Raw genomic sequence first — 15,254 nt, forward strand, 5'->3', positions numbered from 1 at the left:
AATAAATTAAGCTAATAATATAAACACTCACCTGAAATTTGAATGTGCGATAAATTTTGCTCACTGATTCAAAAAATAAAGTAAATATCAATAGAAATTAACCCCAGATTTTGGGTAAAGCATCACACAATAAATTCAATTCAATGAAGTGTTTTTAGTTTGATCATTTGAAAAATAAATTTCTTAATTTGAATCATTCAAACACATTTTTTATTTTTAATTAAAAAGGATAAAAGAAGTCTTTTCATCATTTATCTATTCTAGATATGTTATTTGTAATCGCGACTTCGCATATTTTTTAGATAAAAAAAGACCACTTTTTGGAACGTGGTCTATAAAAATGGTGGCTATGACGAGACTTGAACTTGTGACCCCCGCATTATGAGTGCGGTGCTCTAACCAACTGAGCTACATAGCCGAAAAACTGTGGGCGCATTATGTGATGTTATGTTTAGTATGTCAAGTACTTAATGCGCTTAATTGATCAAAATTTGTTGAAGTGAGCCGATAAGCCGGGTTCTGTCGAGAACGATCATTCCTCTAGGCGTACAATCACTCATACGCTCCAGCAACCTACCCGGATCCAGCATGGGCCATGCCTAAAGGATCCCTATTTGGTCTTGCTTCCAGTGGGGTTTACCATGCCATGAACTGTTACCAGCCATGCGGTGCGCTCTTACCGCACCCTTTCACCCTTACCTTCCATTTCTCCGAAAAGAAACGATATTGAAGGCGGTCTACTCTCTGCTGCACTTTCCGTCGGTTCACACCGCCCAGGCGTTACCTGGCACCTTGCCCGTTGAAGCCCGGACTTTCCTCCCCTGCTTCAATCACGGAGATTTCCACAGCAGCGATCGTCTAGCTCACTTCGGGGCGTATCCTAACAAATTTTACAGCTAATTGCTTGTGCTTTTTTGAGCAATCAGTTTTTTATACTTTTCCATCAACTCATCTTGGCTTTCCACATGATTGGGATCAAGCGGAATACAATCGACTGGGCAGAATAAAGAACACTGTGGCTGATCATGATGCCCAATGCATTCCGTACATAGGTTTGGATCGATTTCATAAATCTCCTCTCCCATGTAAATGGCTTCATTTGGGCATACAGGCTCACACACATCACAATTGATGCATTCATCGGTAATGATTAAAGACACACTACCAACCTTGCTGATGCTTACGATCAAAGGCTTCCACGACACATTGTGGAACAAATTTAGTCACTTCACCATTTAATCGTGCGATTTCCCGAACCATCGTTGAGGAAATAAATGAAAATTGTTCTGATGGTGTTAAAAATACTGTTTCAAAATGCTGGTCTAATTGACGATTCATATTGGCAAGCTGAAACTCGTATTCAAAGTCAGAAACTGCTCTTAAACCACGCAACACTGCTGTTGCATTTTGCTCACGGGCAAAATTAACAAGTAAACCATCGAAGCCAACAAACTCCACATTGGGTAAATGTTTGAGCGAAATCTGTGCTAGCTCTACACGTTCTTCCAAACTAAAGACTGGATTTTTATGATGCCCAATCGCAATAGCGACCACAACCTCATCAAACATTCTGGCGGCGCGCGCCACTAAATCGACATGACCATTGGTAATTGGATCAAAAGTCCCCGGATAAATAACACGAGTTTTAGACATCCATTTATACTCTAGTTTGTGAAGTCAGCACATAGTTTAACAAAAACTGAAATATTAGCGAAGAACCTCAACTCATTTACAATCAGGTTTTTAATTCTGAAATGACTTCACCTTGACTCAAGTTTGAGGCAAAATAAGACTATTCTTGGAATATTTGTATTATGTCGAAAAACATTGTTGTTAAAAAAAATAATAGTGGGACGATTGCGCTAAATAAACGTGCACGCCACGATTATTTCATTGAAGAAAAATTTGAAGCTGGTCTATCTTTACAAGGCTGGGAAGTGAAGTCGTTACGTGCTGGGCGTATGACGATCACTGAAAGCTATATTACGTTTAAAAATAATGAAGCTTTCTTGTTTGGAGCTCAAATTCAACCTTTACTTTCTGCCTCTTCTCACGTTGTACCAGAGGCAACACGTACACGTAAATTATTACTTTCTCGCCGTGAACTTGAAAAGTTGATGGGGGCGATTAACCAAAAAGGTTATACCTGCGTGCCTTTAGCATGTTATTGGAAAGGTCCTCTGGCAAAACTTGAAATTGCATTGGTGAAAGGTAAACAATTACATGATAAACGTGCGACTGAGAAAGACCGTGATTGGCAACGTGATAAAGCACGTATCATGCATAAATAATCAACAAAACAATCGATCGATAAAAAAACCTCCAAGTGGAGGTTTTTTTACAATTCTATGTATCTATATTTATCTCAAACTCAATACGTTATTTAATACGATTTACCATCAAAGCAGTATATTCACCAAACCACATAGCAGTTTCTAAATCACCTTTAGGCGGTGTGACTTCTACAGGTGCATTATCAGATTGCGTCATCAAACCTAAAAAACTCGACATACGATTTAAATCGTCAATTCCACGCCCTGTCGGCATCATTGGCAAACCACTCCATAACATGCCATGTTGCATGGCAAAAAGATTGATTTGCTGAAGCACTGCCAGTTTATCACCACTTAAACCACCACCATTGGTGAAACCCGCAGCCAATTTCCCCTGCCAAGTCCGTGCTAACCAACGCTTAGATGACTGTTCCATAAATAATTTTAATGCAGAAGTTAAGCTACCCATATAAGTTGGACAGCCGAAAATAATAGCATCTGCTTGGTCTAATATATCCCAATCTACATGCTCAACATTCATCAGGTGAACTTGAACACCGACCTTCTTCACCCCTTCTGCGATATGATTTGCAACTTTTGCAGTATGACCATAAGGGCTGTGGTAGACGATCGCGACAGATTTTGAGGATAAAGGCATAGCGATAAAAACAAACAAATTTAGTCAAGTTTAACACTAATTCAAATTTTAACAATTCTTGTAAAAATCATTCAAATCAGAATCAAATTGAAAAAAGTGAAATCAATAAAGATTCCACTTCGTTCAAAAATTTCATTGAATGTCTATTTTTATTTTTTCATTTATTTTTTCATAAACACGAATGTTGCCATACGGCCTGTTTTAGCATGTCGACGATAAGAATAATAATCTTGCGCTTGACGGTAAGAACATTGGTCACCACCTAAAATAGTTTCCACACCATGTTGTTTTAAAATGAAGCGAGCAATCGCATAAAGATCTGCATAATATTTACCTTGCTCACCATCTTGAAAGGCTGTGTTTAATTCTGCATATTTTGAGCAGAAAGCTTCTTTAACCTCTGCACCGACTTCAAAACAAGGCTGGCTAATTGCTGCACCTAACCATGCCCATGTTGGTTTTGACTTCATTTCTGCAAGCGTATTTTCAATAATACCACCTGCTAAACCTCGCCAACCTGCATGTAAATTGGCAATTTCAGTACCTTCTGCATTACCTAAAACTACGGGTAGGCAATCCGCAGTCATCATCATGAGTGCATGACCTGTTTTTTGCGTCACCAATCCATCACCGATCAGTGCTACTAAAGGCATTTCTTCATTGATGGTATGGCAAATTGTGCTATGGGTTTGCGTCATCCACGTGATTTTATCTACACCGAACTCAGCAAACTCATCTAACAAAATCATGCGATGCGTTTGTACCCGCTTCGGATCATCATTCACATGCAATGCCAAATTAAAACCATCAAGCTCAGATTGCTCCGAAGCCAAAGCTTTAGGATGCTGAATATGTGTCTGTCCGACAAATACGCCTTGTGGTAATCCTTGAACAAATTGCATGTGTTTCTGATCCTTTTATTCAATTTACTTTTTCAATTAATAAGCTTTATTTTCTGAACGTAAAACGTCTAAAAGCTCGATAAAGTCTTGCGGCCACGGTGCTTCAAACATCATCTCTTGCTTAGTTTGTGGATGAATCAGACCAAGTTTTGAAGCATGTAAAGCTTGGCGTTTAAAGCCACGTAAAGCACTTGCTAATTTATCAGAAGCTCCAGCGGGTACTTTCACACGGCTGACATAGACAGGATCACCTACTAAAGGAAAACCAATATAAGTGAAATGAATACGGATTTGATGAGTACGCCCTGTCTCAAGCTGTGCTTGTACACGGGTAAAATGCTGAAAACGCTCTTTAACATTGTAATGGGTTACCGCATCACGACCGCCCGGTAAAATCGCCATTTTCACACGATCTACAGGATGACGTTTGATCGGCTCATCGATTTTACCGCCAGCAATCATCGTTCCATAACAGATCAAGTCATAGACTCGATAAACTGTTTTTTTAGCCAATTGTTTACTAAGTGAAAATTGCGCTTCTAAATTCTTCGCAACCACCAATAAGCCACTGGTATCTTTATCGATACGATGGACTAAACCTGCACGAGTGAGTTCGGCTGATTTTGGATAATGGTAAAGCAATGCATTGACCAATGTTCCATTCGGATTGCCTGCACCTGGATGAACCACCATACCAACAGGCTTATTGATGACCATGATGTCATCATCTTCATAGATGATATCTAAAGGAATATTTTCAGGCTGTGCTGAAGTTTGAGCCTCAAGCTCAACCTCCAAAGTCAACATTTCATTGCCTTCACATTTATACTTTGGTTTGACAATGTTACCATTTACCAACAAATGACCTTCCTTCATCCACTGTTTAAGTTTTTCACGCGAAAACTCATTCCAAACAGTTGCTGCAACTTGGTCTATGCGTTGCCCTAAATAGCTGTCATCCAGTTGAAATTGCAACGATAAACGTGTTGCAGTCGGCGCAGAATTATGATTATCTGCATCCTCAGAATCTTCAAGTAAATTGAAATCATTTTCTGGGAAATTAGAATTAGAAGAGTGTGCTGAAGTCATTTGCTCATTCGGACAAAAGTGGTTTAATAGCGCAATTGTAGCCTATTGCCCGTATAAACAGAGGAATTTTTATGTCGCTACCACGTTATAAAGTCACAATGCTTGCTTTAACTGTAGGCTTAGCAACAGCTTTTGTAGGTTGTAGCAGTAATCCTAAAAAAGATGTTGTAGATACAGGACCGCAATCTAGCGAGCAAATTTATTACACGAAAGCGATGAAATCCCTAGATAATGGACAATATGGCGACGCTGCAAAATCTTTAGAAGCGATTGATACTTATTATCCGACTGGGCAATATGCACAACAAGCTCAATTAGAATTAATTTATACAAAATTCAAGCAAAAAGATTATGAAGGTGCAATCGCCCTTACAGATCGTTTTATTCGTTTAAATCCTCAGCATCCAAACTTGGATTACGCTTACTATGTTCGTGGCGTAGCCAATATGGAACAAAACTATGATGGTTTATTACGTTATACTTCATTAAAACAAGCACATCGTGATGTAGGCTATTTAAAAGTTGCTTACCAAAACTTTGTAGATTTGATTCGTCGCTATCCTTCGAGCCAATACTCTGTAGATGCAGCGCAGCGCATGAAATTTATTGGTCAAGAGTTGGCTGAAAGTGAAATGAATGCGGCTCGCTTCAATGTTAAACGTAAAGCTTATTTGGCTGCAATTGAACGTTCTCAGTGGGTGATTGAGCATTATCCACAAACCCCTCAAATTCCTGAAGCTTTGGCTACTATGGCCTATGGCTATGACAAACTGGGTGATAGCGCAACCTCTCAACAATATATCGAAGTCCTCAAGAAAAATTATCCTAATTTGGTTAAATCCAATGGTGAAGTGAATTTACGTGCTGCACGTAGAGAAGCAAGTTGGGTGAACCGTGCTACTTTGGGTATTTTTGGGCGTAGCGATAAAGCAGAAATTGCCAAAGAAGCACCAACACAGGCAACCACTGAGCAAGAAGCGAGTCTGTTAAATAAAGTGAGTTTTGGTTTATTGGATCGTCCAAATCGTCAAGTTTCAAGCGAGCCTGCACGTGCTGATGAAAGCTTATATGATGGTCAACGCAAATAATCATATATTAAGCGAACAATATAAACGAACGACAAATTAAGACGGGTTTTTACCCGTCTTTTTTATGCATAGATATTTTTCAATTTCAAACTAAGGTACACTTTGCCTTTGTAATTATGTATTCATTTTGGCTTTTCTATGGCAATTCCTCAGCATACTATTGATCAAATCCTCGATCGCACAGACATTGTCGAGCTGATTGGTCAACGTGTGAAATTGAAAAAGACAGGTCGCACCTATTCAGGATGCTGCCCTTTTCATCAGGAAAAATCGCCTTCATTTCACGTGTATCGTGACAAACAGTACTATCACTGCTTTGGTTGCCAAGCCAATGGGAATGCAATCCGCTTCCTTATGGATATTGATAATCGCAACTTTATCGATGTGATGAAGGAGTTATCAAGCCATGCAGGTGTCGAACTCCCCAAAGATAATCACGACAATAAAAAGCTATCCTATAAACGTGAAGCCGTAAAACCGCAGCCAAAAGCTGAAATAAAAGCAGCAGATTTGCAACCCGCTCAAACTCCTCATGAACCCGCTTCATCTGTTGATATTGATCCATTTGAAGCATTTCAAAATTATTCAGACTTTGACAACTTTGATCCGAGTCAATTCGGTGATGAAGGCTTTCACCAAGCTCCGATTGATGGCAACCTTTATGATTTACTTGAAAATATTGCCCAATTTTATGAACGCCAACTCCCCAATAGTAAAACGGCACAACAGTACTTTAGACATCGTGGACTAAGCACTGAAACCATTCAATATTGGCGTTTAGGTTATGCACCAGAAGATTGGCAACATTTAGAAAAAGCCTTTCCACAAGATATTGAAGGCCTAAAACTGCTTGGCTTGATTCGCACCAGTGATAGCGGTCGTGATTTTGATCTTTTACGCGATCGTGTCATCTTCCCAATTCGTGACAGCAAAGGCCGTGTTGTAGGTTTTGGTGGTCGTGCACTGAATGACGAAATTAAGCCCAAATACATCAACTCACCTGACTCAGAAGTCTTTCATAAAAACCAACTACTTTATGGTCTATATGAAGGTCGTAAAGATCGTGCGCAAAATTGGCTCATGGTTGAAGGCTATATGGACGTCATTGCCTTACAACAGAACGGTATTTCAGGTGCTGTAGCGACACTGGGAACGGCCAGTAACGCAGATCATTTAAATATTCTGTTTAAGCAGAATAGTCAAATTACCATTGCTTTTGACGGTGATGCAGCAGGTCAAAAGGCTGCTCGTCGCACTTTAGAAATCGCCTTGCCTTTACTCAATGATGGACGAGAACTCAAATTCTTTGTCTTACCCAAAGAACATGATCCAGACTCTCTGATTCGTAAAGAAGGTTTAGAAACATTCAACCGCTTATGGCAACAATCACCGTTATTGTCAGATTTTGTATTTGCCTTACTCAGTCAAAATTACGAAATTGCCACACCTGAAGGTAAAAGTCAGGTCATGGCTGAACTGAATCAATTGACCGAATTATTACCAAAGCAAGGTTCATATCGTTATTTATTGAGACAATTTTTTAAGGAAAAACTTGGCTTTAATAAAAAATGGCAACCTCAAGTCAGCTTGGATGCTACGCTTTCATTTAAACAAAAGATTGGGAATGAAGAATTTGCAATTTGTTTATTAATTCACAATCCATTTTTGTATACACATTTTGAAGTATTACGTGCATATACAAACAACGACAATTCACTATTATCAAATTTATTAAATAAACTAGACTTGTTATTTGATACTTTACCTGATGACCAAGAACAAGCTATTTATTATGTGCTTGGATCATGTTCTATGTTTAATTCAGAAATAGCACATCTCCTCTCCTTTGTTGATTTATCAGAGATGTTTAATTCACCTGAAAGGTCATATAACCATGCTCAGGAGTATTCTCAAGGATTGCAAGCAAAGTATTTACAAATCAAAATGAAGCAAGCAGTAAACCTAAAAGAACTACAGAATTTGAGAAAACAACAAAATGAGCTCACTCGACAGATCAGCTTAAAGCTAGTGCATAACTAGTATGCTCATTTAAACTTTAAATGATAAAGATTAGGTTATATTTGTTTGAAAATAGAAAGGTTTTATAGATAAATTAAATCTCTCACATAGAGAGAAAATTATTTTATGTTCTTTGGCTTTCGTTCTTGTTCAAAAATATCCTGAATGTGTTCTTTTAACCATTCAAAATGTGAAGGATCTTCATCTTTCGCTGCTTGACGTAATAAAATTGAAGATGGATGCAAGAGTTTCTGCGTCAAACGATGTGCAAAATCTTCAAGAACGTCTTGAGTATCTTCACCTGCCTGAATTCGCTCTAAAGCATGCGACAACTCCATCTGACGCTGTTCTTCACCATGTTCACGAAATTGCTGAATTGTACTGCCTGCTTGATGAATCTTTTGATGCGTGACCAATTGAGTGACCAATTGATTGACCATAACTTCTGCTTCAACCGCTGCCTGACGACGATGCGCTAAATTTTCATCAATAACACTTTGCAGATCATCGACACCATACAGATAAACACCATCCAAACTTTCAACTTTTGGATCGATATCACGTGGTACAGCCAAATCGACCATGAGCATCTGATGATAACGACGCTTTTTTAATGCAGCTTTGACATCTTGATAAGCGATCACTTGATGCAAACTACCTGTACAACTTGAAATCACATCTGCACGATATAAATTTTCAGCAAGCGCTGCGAATGGAATAATTTCAACTTCAACACGATGTGCAATTTCTTGCGCCAAATGTTCAGCACGTTCAACACTTCGATTACAAATCAAAATTTTCGCAACACCCATTTCTGCAAGATGCTTAGCAACCAAACTGTTCATTTCACCCGCAGCAACCACCATCACAGTAAGTTGGCTGGGTTTACTAAACACTTGTAGCGCAAGCTGAGCAACGGCATAGCCCATTGAAACTGCATGGCTACCTACCGCTGTTTCTGAGCGCACACGTTTGGCTGCATAAAATGCATATTCAAAAATTTGACTTAAATTCTGAGAAACAATATCAGCATCTTTGGCTAAAGCTAAGGCTGTTTTGACTTGTCCGAGAATTTGAGGTTCACCTAACATCAATGAATCTAAACCACTCGCCACTCGCATGAGGTGTGAAACTGCATCTGTATTTTCATAACGATATACATGATTTGACAATTGCTTTACATCAATACCGTTGGTTTGGGCGAGCCAATGCAATACCATATCAGCATTTTCAGCCATGGCATAAACTTCAGTACGATTACAGGTGGAAACCACCACCATGTCGTTTAAATTTTGTTGATTACTTTGTTGTGCAAGTAAATCTTTTAGCCGCTCTGGATTAAAAGCAACTTGTTCACGCAACTCAACTGAAGCTGTTTGATGGTTGACACCCAATGCAAAGAAAGACATATCAGATCATCATTTCGCTAAATTTATGCTATTGTGCAATAACGGTGTCATAGAAAGCATTACTTGGATTCGGAAAAAAATTGCGTCAAATAAACAACCGCTTAAGCGGCTCGACAATTAAGCAATATTCTACCACATTCTTACTTGTAGGTAGCATGGCTTCTAGTGCTCATATTAGAGCATCTGGAGAATTTTATCATACAAAATATAATACCAATGCATTAAAACAAAGCATTATTGCTGAATTTTCACTGGCTTATCATGATAATGCAACCGCACTACACAACTACACCGTGCTTGCGATTCGCAGTAATTCAACCACCATTAAACAACGTGCGTTAAACGTTGCAATTGAACAAAATGATTTACAAGCTGCCTTGGATATTGCGACGCATTGGGTGGTGCAAGAACCTGAGGATGTTCCTGCAAAATTTTATTTAGCACATATTGCACTTAAATCACATGAATATGAACTGGCTGCTGAAACACTCGATAGTATTTTAAATATCGATCAAAATGCTGATCTTGAAAAGATTTTGGAAGGTATTTCACCAGAGTCTGAGGAAGATCGTCAAAACTTGCTCAACACATTGAGAGCCAGTAAAGAAAAAGATAATCCATCAGTTTTAATTCTGATTGCAGGTTTAGAAGCCCAAAATAATGAAATTGAACAGGCTCTAAAAACAGTCAATAAAGCCTTGCGTAAACGTCCCAAAGTTACTGGTTTCATTCTCATGAAAGCCAATTTACTTGAAACTTTAGGCGACCAAGAAGCAACTTTAAACTGGTACGAGCGTAGTAGTAAAAAGAACAAATACAATCTCGATATTCGTTTGGCTGAAGTGAAATATTTAATCAAATTACAGCAAGATGAACTGGCTTTAACCAAACTCGAAAAAATTATTGAGAATTGGCCTGATGCAGAAGAAGCCCTATTTATTGCAGGATTGACTGCAATTGACTTAAAAAAGCTTGATCAAGCTGAACAATATTTGGTTGAGTTACGTTATTCCTCTCGTTATCAAAATGAAGCTTATTTCTATCTCGCTGTAAATGCTGAGAAAAAGCAAAATGAAGAAACGGCAAAAGCCTACTATCGTTTAGTCGATGGCAATTTATATACCGTGTCACGCCGTAACTTGATTTCGATTTATGAACATCAAGGCAAAATGAACGATGCATTACGTTTTCTAACTCAAGAACGTGTGAATTATCCGCAACATGCGAGTTTTTTATATCAAGCTCAAGCTGAAATTTTAAAACGGATGGATAATAAAAAAGCAGCGCTGCGGTTATTGAATGAAGCGGTTAAAAACCTGCCTGATGATCCTGAAATTTTATATTCAGAAGTATTACTGTTAGATCCTTTTGAAGACCGTGATCGCTTAGACAAAGCATTAAAACAGTTGTTAATTTTAGAACCAAACAGCCCAACGTATTTGAACGCATACGCTTATACATTGGCTTTACAAAACCGACGCCTCAGTGAAGCAAGATCTTATGCAGAACATGCTTTAGAATTTGCACCCGAACAAGCTTCAATTTTAGATACGCTTGGCTACATTACATTTTTACAAAATGACTTTGAAACATCTTCTCATATCTTAGCCAAAGCTTATCATTTGAGTCATAGCATTAATATTGGTGTGCGATACGCAAAATCGTTGTACATGCAAGGTTCTTTAGCGCAATTTAATGAAGTGTTACAACAACTCAAACAAAATCATCCAAATGATCCTCAATTAAATCAATTAGATTCATTAATATTACCGCAACATATTAAAAAGAGTTAATGACCATTTATGCGCAATTTCAAACATATTGCTTTTCCCTTTATCGCAATCAGTAGTCTAGTGTTTACAGGTTGTCAACACATGGTTAAAACCACTCCAACTACACCAACTTTAGAAGCGCCAAGCAATGAAACAGCGAATATTGCAATAGAAAAACCGACTAACCAATTTAATTTAGAAGGGAAAATTGGCGTAAAAACACCTAAACAATCAGGTAGCGCATTTTATACATGGGTACAAGATCAACAAGATTTTAGTATTCAATTGAATGGTATTTTGGGTATTGGTAAAACCATTATTGAGGGTAAATCAGGTGAAGTAACCCTGAATAGTTCAAAAACAGGCTTAATTTCGGCAGAAAATCCTGAACAACTTTTAGAAAAAGCAACAGGTTGGGTTGCACCAATCACGCATATTGTCAATTGGGTTCAAGCCGTTCCTGCGACTGAAAATGCACAAATCACTCGTGATGATGCACAACGAATTTCCAAAATTATTGAGGATGGTTGGGCTGTCGATTTGAGTTATAACGATCAAGCTAAATTACCAAACAAGTTGATTTTAAAACAACAACTTGAAGCAGATCAGGAAAATCGTATTACAATGGTCATTCAAAATCGTTAATTTATTTAAGTTCTCAAGACTATGATTCGAGTTCCCTCGCCTGCTAAATTGAATCTGTTTTTGCACATCACAGGACGTCGTGAAAATGGCTACCATGAATTGCAAAGTATTTTTCAACTGATTGATTTGTTTGATTGGCTAGAATTCACTCAAACAGATGATTCTGCTATTCACATTGAAGGCTTAAATGAAGTTTATTGCGAACAGAATTTAATCTACAAAGCCATTCATATCTTAAAACCCTATGCGAAAAATATTTCAGGGTTAAATGTACGCATTGAAAAAAATATTCCAATGGGTGCAGGCTTAGGTGGTGGGTCGTCGAATGCAGCAACAACCCTGATTGTTGTTAATCAACTTTGGCAATGTGGTTTAAATACTGATCAACTGGCTGAACTTGGCGTAAAGCTAGGCGCAGATGTCCCTATTTTTGTTCATGGTCGTAATGCATGGGCAGAAGGGATTGGCGAACACTTAACATTCATAGACTTAGATCAAAAACAATACATTGTGTTAAAACCTGACTGTTTTATCAGCACTCAACTACTTTTTTCGCAAAAAACATTGACAAGAGATACGAAGCCTACTAAATTTTGCGCCTATCAGCTAAAGCCATCTGATTTTGGAAATAACTTTGAGCCACTGGCAAGAAGTTTATACCCTGAAGTCGATGAAGCTATGCAATACTTAGATCAGTTCGGTAAAGCAAAGCTTACAGGTACAGGTGCTTGTGTTTTTGTTGAAATCACTGAACAAATGAATATTGATGATATATTAAATCATTCACCCTGCAAAGCCTACATGGTCAGTAGTTTGAATGAATCACCACTCATTCATTTTAAAGTGTAATGATAGGGGCGTCGCCAAGTGGTAAGGCACCGGGTTTTGATCTCGGCATCCGTTGGTTCGAATCCAGCCGCCCCTGCCATCATTTTCATCTGTAGATCGTTGTATTTTAGGGGCGTCGCCAAGTGGTAAGGCACCGGGTTTTGATCTCGGCATCCGTTGGTTCGAATCCAGCCGCCCCTGCCATTAAATACAACATCAAATTTAGGGGCGTCGCCAAGTGGTAAGGCACCGGGTTTTGATCTCGGCATCCGTTGGTTCGAATCCAGCCGCCCCTGCCATTTTCAAGTTCAAAAGACAGAACAATTTATTGGTTATTTCAACTTGGTTTTTTGTTAAAAACCTTGACAGATAACAGTAAAAATATTAAAGTTCTGCCGCATTAGGGGCGTCGCCAAGTGGTAAGGCACCGGGTTTTGATCTCGGCATCCGTTGGTTCGAATCCAGCCGCCCCTGCCATCTAATTTCAAATTTGCCAACCGCCAAGGGTGCTTCATGCCCAATCTTGTCGTTTTTAGTGGAACTGCACATCCACAATTCGCCCAAAAAGTCGTTAGCCATTTGCACATCCCTTTGGGTGCTGCTGCTGTAGGTAAATTTTCTGATGGTGAAATCACTGTCGAAATTACTGAAAATGTGCGTGGTAAAGACGTATTTATCGTACAACCTACTTGTGCCCCGACGAATGATAACCTGATGGAAATCTTAGTTATGGCTGATGCTTTGCGTCGTGCAAGTGCGGGTCGTATTACAGCTGTGATTCCTTACTTCGGTTATGCACGCCAAGACCGTCGTCCTCGTTCAACTCGTGTTCCAATCACAGCTAAAGTTGTTGCAGACATGCTAACAACTGTTGGGATTGACCGTGTTGTGATGATCGACTTGCATGCAGACCAAATCCAAGGCTTCTTCGATATTCCTGTAGATAACATCTACGGTACACCTGCTTTACTTGCTGACTTACGTCAACAACAACATCACAACTTGATGGTGGTTTCACCTGACGTTGGCGGTGTCGTTCGCGCACGTGCTGTTGCAAAACAAATGGGTGATATCGATCTTGCAATTATCGATAAACGTCGTCAAAAAGCGAATGAATCACAAGTGATGCATTTGATTGGTGATGTACGTGATCGTGACTGTGTCATTGTTGATGACATGGTTGATACTGCAGGTACTTTGTGTAAAGCTGCTGATGCATTGAAAACTTTCGGTGCTCGCAAAGTTGTTGCTTATGCAACACACCCAGTACTTTCAGGTAAAGCACTTGAAAATTTAAGCAAATCTGTAATTGATGAGTTGGTTGTTACTGACACCATCCCATTATCAGATGAAGCCTTAAAGCTTGGTAAGATTCGCCAAGTTTCTGTAGCAAGTATGGTTGCAGAAACGATTCGTCGTATTAATAACGAAGAATCTATTAGCGCGATGTTCGATTCTTATCTATAATAGCGCAAATTTTCAAAGCCCTGCCCTTTGGTGGGGCTTTCTATCACTGGACTGGTCGAAAGTTCAGTTTAATTAAACTCAATGAGGAAATGTCATCATGGCAAACTTCGTATTAAATGCAGTAGCACGTGAAGAAGCAGTTCAAGGGAAAGGTTCGAGCCGCCGCCTTCGTCTGCAAAATAAAGTTCCAGCGATCATCTATGGTGGTTCTGCTGAGCCTGTAGCTGTAACTTTAGAGCTTCGTGAACTTGTTAAAGCTTTAGAAAGCAACGCTTTCTTTGAAGAAGTAATTGAAGTAAACATCGACGGTAAAGCTGAAAGCGTTAAAATCCAAGCTTTACAACGTCACCCAGCTAAAAACACACCAATGCACGCTGACTTCAAACGCGCATAAGTGTTTAATGGTGTAAATGAGTGAGTAAACTTTCACTGATTATTGGTTTGGGTAATCCCGGTTCGGAATATGCCCAAACCCGCCATAATGCAGGCTTCTGGTTTGTAGAACGTCTTGCAGAGCAATATGGTATCCACTTGAAAACTGATTCAAAATACAAAGGAATCAGTGGTCGCGGTAATATTGAAGGTCAAGACGTTCGTCTGTTGTTACCGACAACCTTCATGAATCTTTCTGGTCAAAGTGTTGTACCTTTTGCCAAATTCTATCAAATTAAACCCGAAGAAATTCTCATCGCCCATGACGAACTGGATATGGATCCAGGTGTTATTCGTCTGAAAACAGGTGGTGGACATGGTGGTCACAATGGTCTACGTGACATTGTCCCGCATATCGGTTCTAATTTTCACCGCTTACGCATAGGCATAGGACATCCAGGCGCGAAAGAAAAAGTTTCTGGGCATGTTTTAGGTAAAGCTCCTAGCAGTGAACAAAGATTGATGGATGATGCAATTCATCATGCTTTGGGCAGAACAAAATTATTGGTCAATGGCGAGATTCAACAAGCAATGAATCAAATAAATGCTTATAAACCTTAATTTTGATCCGTAAAAAATACTCTTTGTTAAACAATTTTCCTTGCCATGATACATTTTTAAGAGCAAAATGCGCTTTCTAATGCATCCTCCCTATTGAAAATTGTTAGATAA

At 39.0% G+C, this 15,254-nt stretch carries 14 protein-coding genes, 5 tRNA genes, 1 other RNA gene and 2 pseudogenes; 14 read left to right on the forward strand and 8 right to left on the reverse strand.

The window, feature by feature from the left end; all coding sequences use genetic code 11:
- Positions 1 to 341 precede the first annotated feature (341 nt).
- The 4 genes from ACY45D_RS12820 to coaD form a co-directional block, all read right to left on the reverse strand.
- Positions 342 to 418 (reverse strand) — tRNA-Met (locus tag ACY45D_RS12820).
- Between the two features lie 74 nt (positions 419 to 492).
- Positions 493 to 870: RNase P RNA component class A (gene rnpB / locus ACY45D_RS12825), an RNA gene on the reverse strand.
- Between the two features lie 26 nt (positions 871 to 896).
- Positions 897 to 1,160: a YfhL family 4Fe-4S dicluster ferredoxin gene (locus ACY45D_RS12830; RefSeq protein ID WP_463107087.1), complete on the reverse strand. Its 264-nt coding sequence runs from the start codon at positions 1,158 to 1,160 to the stop codon at positions 897 to 899.
- A gap of 1 nt (position 1,161) precedes the next feature.
- On the reverse strand, positions 1,162 to 1,653 hold the full coding sequence (coaD, locus tag ACY45D_RS12835) for a pantetheine-phosphate adenylyltransferase (RefSeq protein WP_463107088.1): 492 nt from the start codon (positions 1,651 to 1,653) through the stop codon (positions 1,162 to 1,164).
- 161 nt (positions 1,654 to 1,814) lie between these two features.
- Here coaD and smpB point away from each other — a divergent pair, with 161 nt between their 5' ends.
- On the forward strand, positions 1,815 to 2,291 hold the full coding sequence (gene smpB / locus ACY45D_RS12840) for an SsrA-binding protein SmpB (RefSeq protein ID WP_010113174.1): 477 nt from the start codon (positions 1,815 to 1,817) through the stop codon (positions 2,289 to 2,291).
- Between the two features lie 88 nt (positions 2,292 to 2,379).
- Here the strand turns inward: smpB and ACY45D_RS12845 are convergent, their stop codons facing one another.
- The 3 genes from ACY45D_RS12845 to rluD form a co-directional block, all read right to left on the reverse strand.
- Complete coding sequence (locus tag ACY45D_RS12845; RefSeq protein ID WP_463107089.1) at positions 2,380 to 2,931, reverse strand: flavodoxin family protein; 552 nt, start codon at positions 2,929 to 2,931, stop codon at positions 2,380 to 2,382.
- Between the two features lie 161 nt (positions 2,932 to 3,092).
- Positions 3,093 to 3,833, reverse strand: coding sequence for a peptidoglycan editing factor PgeF (gene pgeF / locus ACY45D_RS12850; RefSeq protein WP_463107090.1), 741 nt, complete (start codon positions 3,831 to 3,833; stop codon positions 3,093 to 3,095).
- Positions 3,834 to 3,869: 36 nt separating this feature from the next.
- Positions 3,870 to 4,922 (reverse strand): 23S rRNA pseudouridine(1911/1915/1917) synthase RluD, encoded by a 1,053-nt coding sequence (gene rluD, locus ACY45D_RS12855; protein WP_463107091.1) that lies wholly within the window; start codon positions 4,920 to 4,922, stop codon positions 3,870 to 3,872.
- Between the two features lie 71 nt (positions 4,923 to 4,993).
- On the opposite strand from rluD, the gene ACY45D_RS12860 reads away from it, so the two are divergent.
- The 3 genes and pseudogenes from ACY45D_RS12860 to ACY45D_RS12870 all read left to right on the forward strand — a co-directional run.
- Positions 4,994 to 6,010, forward strand: a complete 1,017-nt coding sequence (locus ACY45D_RS12860) for an outer membrane protein assembly factor BamD (protein ID WP_463107092.1) — start codon at positions 4,994 to 4,996, stop codon at positions 6,008 to 6,010.
- A 138-nt stretch (positions 6,011 to 6,148) separates the two neighbouring features.
- A pseudogene (locus ACY45D_RS12865) lies at positions 6,149 to 6,496 on the forward strand (CHC2 zinc finger domain-containing protein); the annotation flags it as partial.
- Positions 6,497 to 6,607: 111 nt separating this feature from the next.
- Positions 6,608 to 8,050: pseudogene (locus tag ACY45D_RS12870) on the forward strand (DNA primase); the annotation flags it as partial.
- A gap of 98 nt (positions 8,051 to 8,148) precedes the next feature.
- Here the strand turns inward: ACY45D_RS12870 and hemA are convergent.
- Complete coding sequence (gene hemA / locus ACY45D_RS12875; protein ID WP_463107093.1) at positions 8,149 to 9,438, reverse strand: glutamyl-tRNA reductase; 1,290 nt, start codon at positions 9,436 to 9,438, stop codon at positions 8,149 to 8,151.
- A gap of 80 nt (positions 9,439 to 9,518) precedes the next feature.
- On the opposite strand from hemA, the gene ACY45D_RS12880 reads away from it, so the two are divergent.
- The 10 genes from ACY45D_RS12880 (at position 9,519) to pth (ending at position 15,143) form a co-directional block, all read left to right on the forward strand.
- Complete coding sequence (locus tag ACY45D_RS12880; protein WP_463107094.1) at positions 9,519 to 11,231, forward strand: tetratricopeptide repeat protein; 1,713 nt, start codon at positions 9,519 to 9,521, stop codon at positions 11,229 to 11,231.
- A gap of 9 nt (positions 11,232 to 11,240) precedes the next feature.
- Positions 11,241 to 11,855 (forward strand): lipoprotein insertase outer membrane protein LolB, encoded by a 615-nt coding sequence (gene lolB, locus ACY45D_RS12885; protein WP_463107095.1) that lies wholly within the window; start codon positions 11,241 to 11,243, stop codon positions 11,853 to 11,855.
- A gap of 21 nt (positions 11,856 to 11,876) precedes the next feature.
- Positions 11,877 to 12,704, forward strand: a complete 828-nt coding sequence (ispE, locus tag ACY45D_RS12890; RefSeq protein ID WP_463107096.1) for a 4-(cytidine 5'-diphospho)-2-C-methyl-D-erythritol kinase — start codon at positions 11,877 to 11,879, stop codon at positions 12,702 to 12,704.
- Positions 12,705 to 12,708: 4 nt separating this feature from the next.
- Positions 12,709 to 12,783, forward strand: a tRNA-Gln gene (locus ACY45D_RS12895).
- 29 nt (positions 12,784 to 12,812) lie between these two features.
- Positions 12,813 to 12,887 (forward strand) — tRNA-Gln (locus tag ACY45D_RS12900).
- Between the two features lie 20 nt (positions 12,888 to 12,907).
- Positions 12,908 to 12,982: transfer RNA gene (locus ACY45D_RS12905), tRNA-Gln, on the forward strand.
- Between the two features lie 103 nt (positions 12,983 to 13,085).
- A tRNA-Gln gene (locus tag ACY45D_RS12910) sits at positions 13,086 to 13,160 on the forward strand.
- Positions 13,161 to 13,196: 36 nt separating this feature from the next.
- Complete coding sequence (locus ACY45D_RS12915) at positions 13,197 to 14,150, forward strand: ribose-phosphate pyrophosphokinase (RefSeq protein WP_004722497.1); 954 nt, start codon at positions 13,197 to 13,199, stop codon at positions 14,148 to 14,150.
- A gap of 97 nt (positions 14,151 to 14,247) precedes the next feature.
- Positions 14,248 to 14,544: a 50S ribosomal protein L25 gene (rplY, locus tag ACY45D_RS12920; protein WP_463107097.1), complete on the forward strand. Its 297-nt coding sequence runs from the start codon at positions 14,248 to 14,250 to the stop codon at positions 14,542 to 14,544.
- A 20-nt stretch (positions 14,545 to 14,564) separates the two neighbouring features.
- Positions 14,565 to 15,143, forward strand: a complete 579-nt coding sequence (gene pth, locus ACY45D_RS12925; protein ID WP_463107098.1) for an aminoacyl-tRNA hydrolase — start codon at positions 14,565 to 14,567, stop codon at positions 15,141 to 15,143.
- Positions 15,144 to 15,254: the final 111 nt, after the last annotated feature.

It is taken from the genome of Acinetobacter sp. BZX-2 (assembly GCF_055179795.1).

Bases quoted from the DNA above. Each gene is read 5' to 3' on its own strand.
- coaD (WP_463107088.1), bottom strand. From the start codon at position 1,653: ATGTCTAAAACTCGTGTTATTTATCCGGGGACTTTTGATCCAATTACC.
- smpB (WP_010113174.1), top strand. From the start codon at position 1,815: ATGTCGAAAAACATTGTTGTTAAAAAAAATAATAGTGGGACGATTGCG.
- ACY45D_RS12845 (WP_463107089.1), bottom strand. From the start codon at position 2,931: ATGCCTTTATCCTCAAAATCTGTCGCGATCGTCTACCACAGCCCTTAT.
- pgeF (WP_463107090.1), bottom strand. From the start codon at position 3,833: ATGCAATTTGTTCAAGGATTACCACAAGGCGTATTTGTCGGACAGACA.
- rluD (WP_463107091.1), bottom strand. From the start codon at position 4,922: ATGACTTCAGCACACTCTTCTAATTCTAATTTCCCAGAAAATGATTTC.
- ACY45D_RS12860 (WP_463107092.1), top strand. From the start codon at position 4,994: ATGTCGCTACCACGTTATAAAGTCACAATGCTTGCTTTAACTGTAGGC.
- hemA (WP_463107093.1), bottom strand. From the start codon at position 9,438: ATGTCTTTCTTTGCATTGGGTGTCAACCATCAAACAGCTTCAGTTGAG.
- lolB (WP_463107095.1), top strand. From the start codon at position 11,241: ATGCGCAATTTCAAACATATTGCTTTTCCCTTTATCGCAATCAGTAGT.
- ispE (WP_463107096.1), top strand. From the start codon at position 11,877: ATGATTCGAGTTCCCTCGCCTGCTAAATTGAATCTGTTTTTGCACATC.
- ACY45D_RS12915 (WP_004722497.1), top strand. From the start codon at position 13,197: ATGCCCAATCTTGTCGTTTTTAGTGGAACTGCACATCCACAATTCGCC.
- rplY (WP_463107097.1), top strand. From the start codon at position 14,248: ATGGCAAACTTCGTATTAAATGCAGTAGCACGTGAAGAAGCAGTTCAA.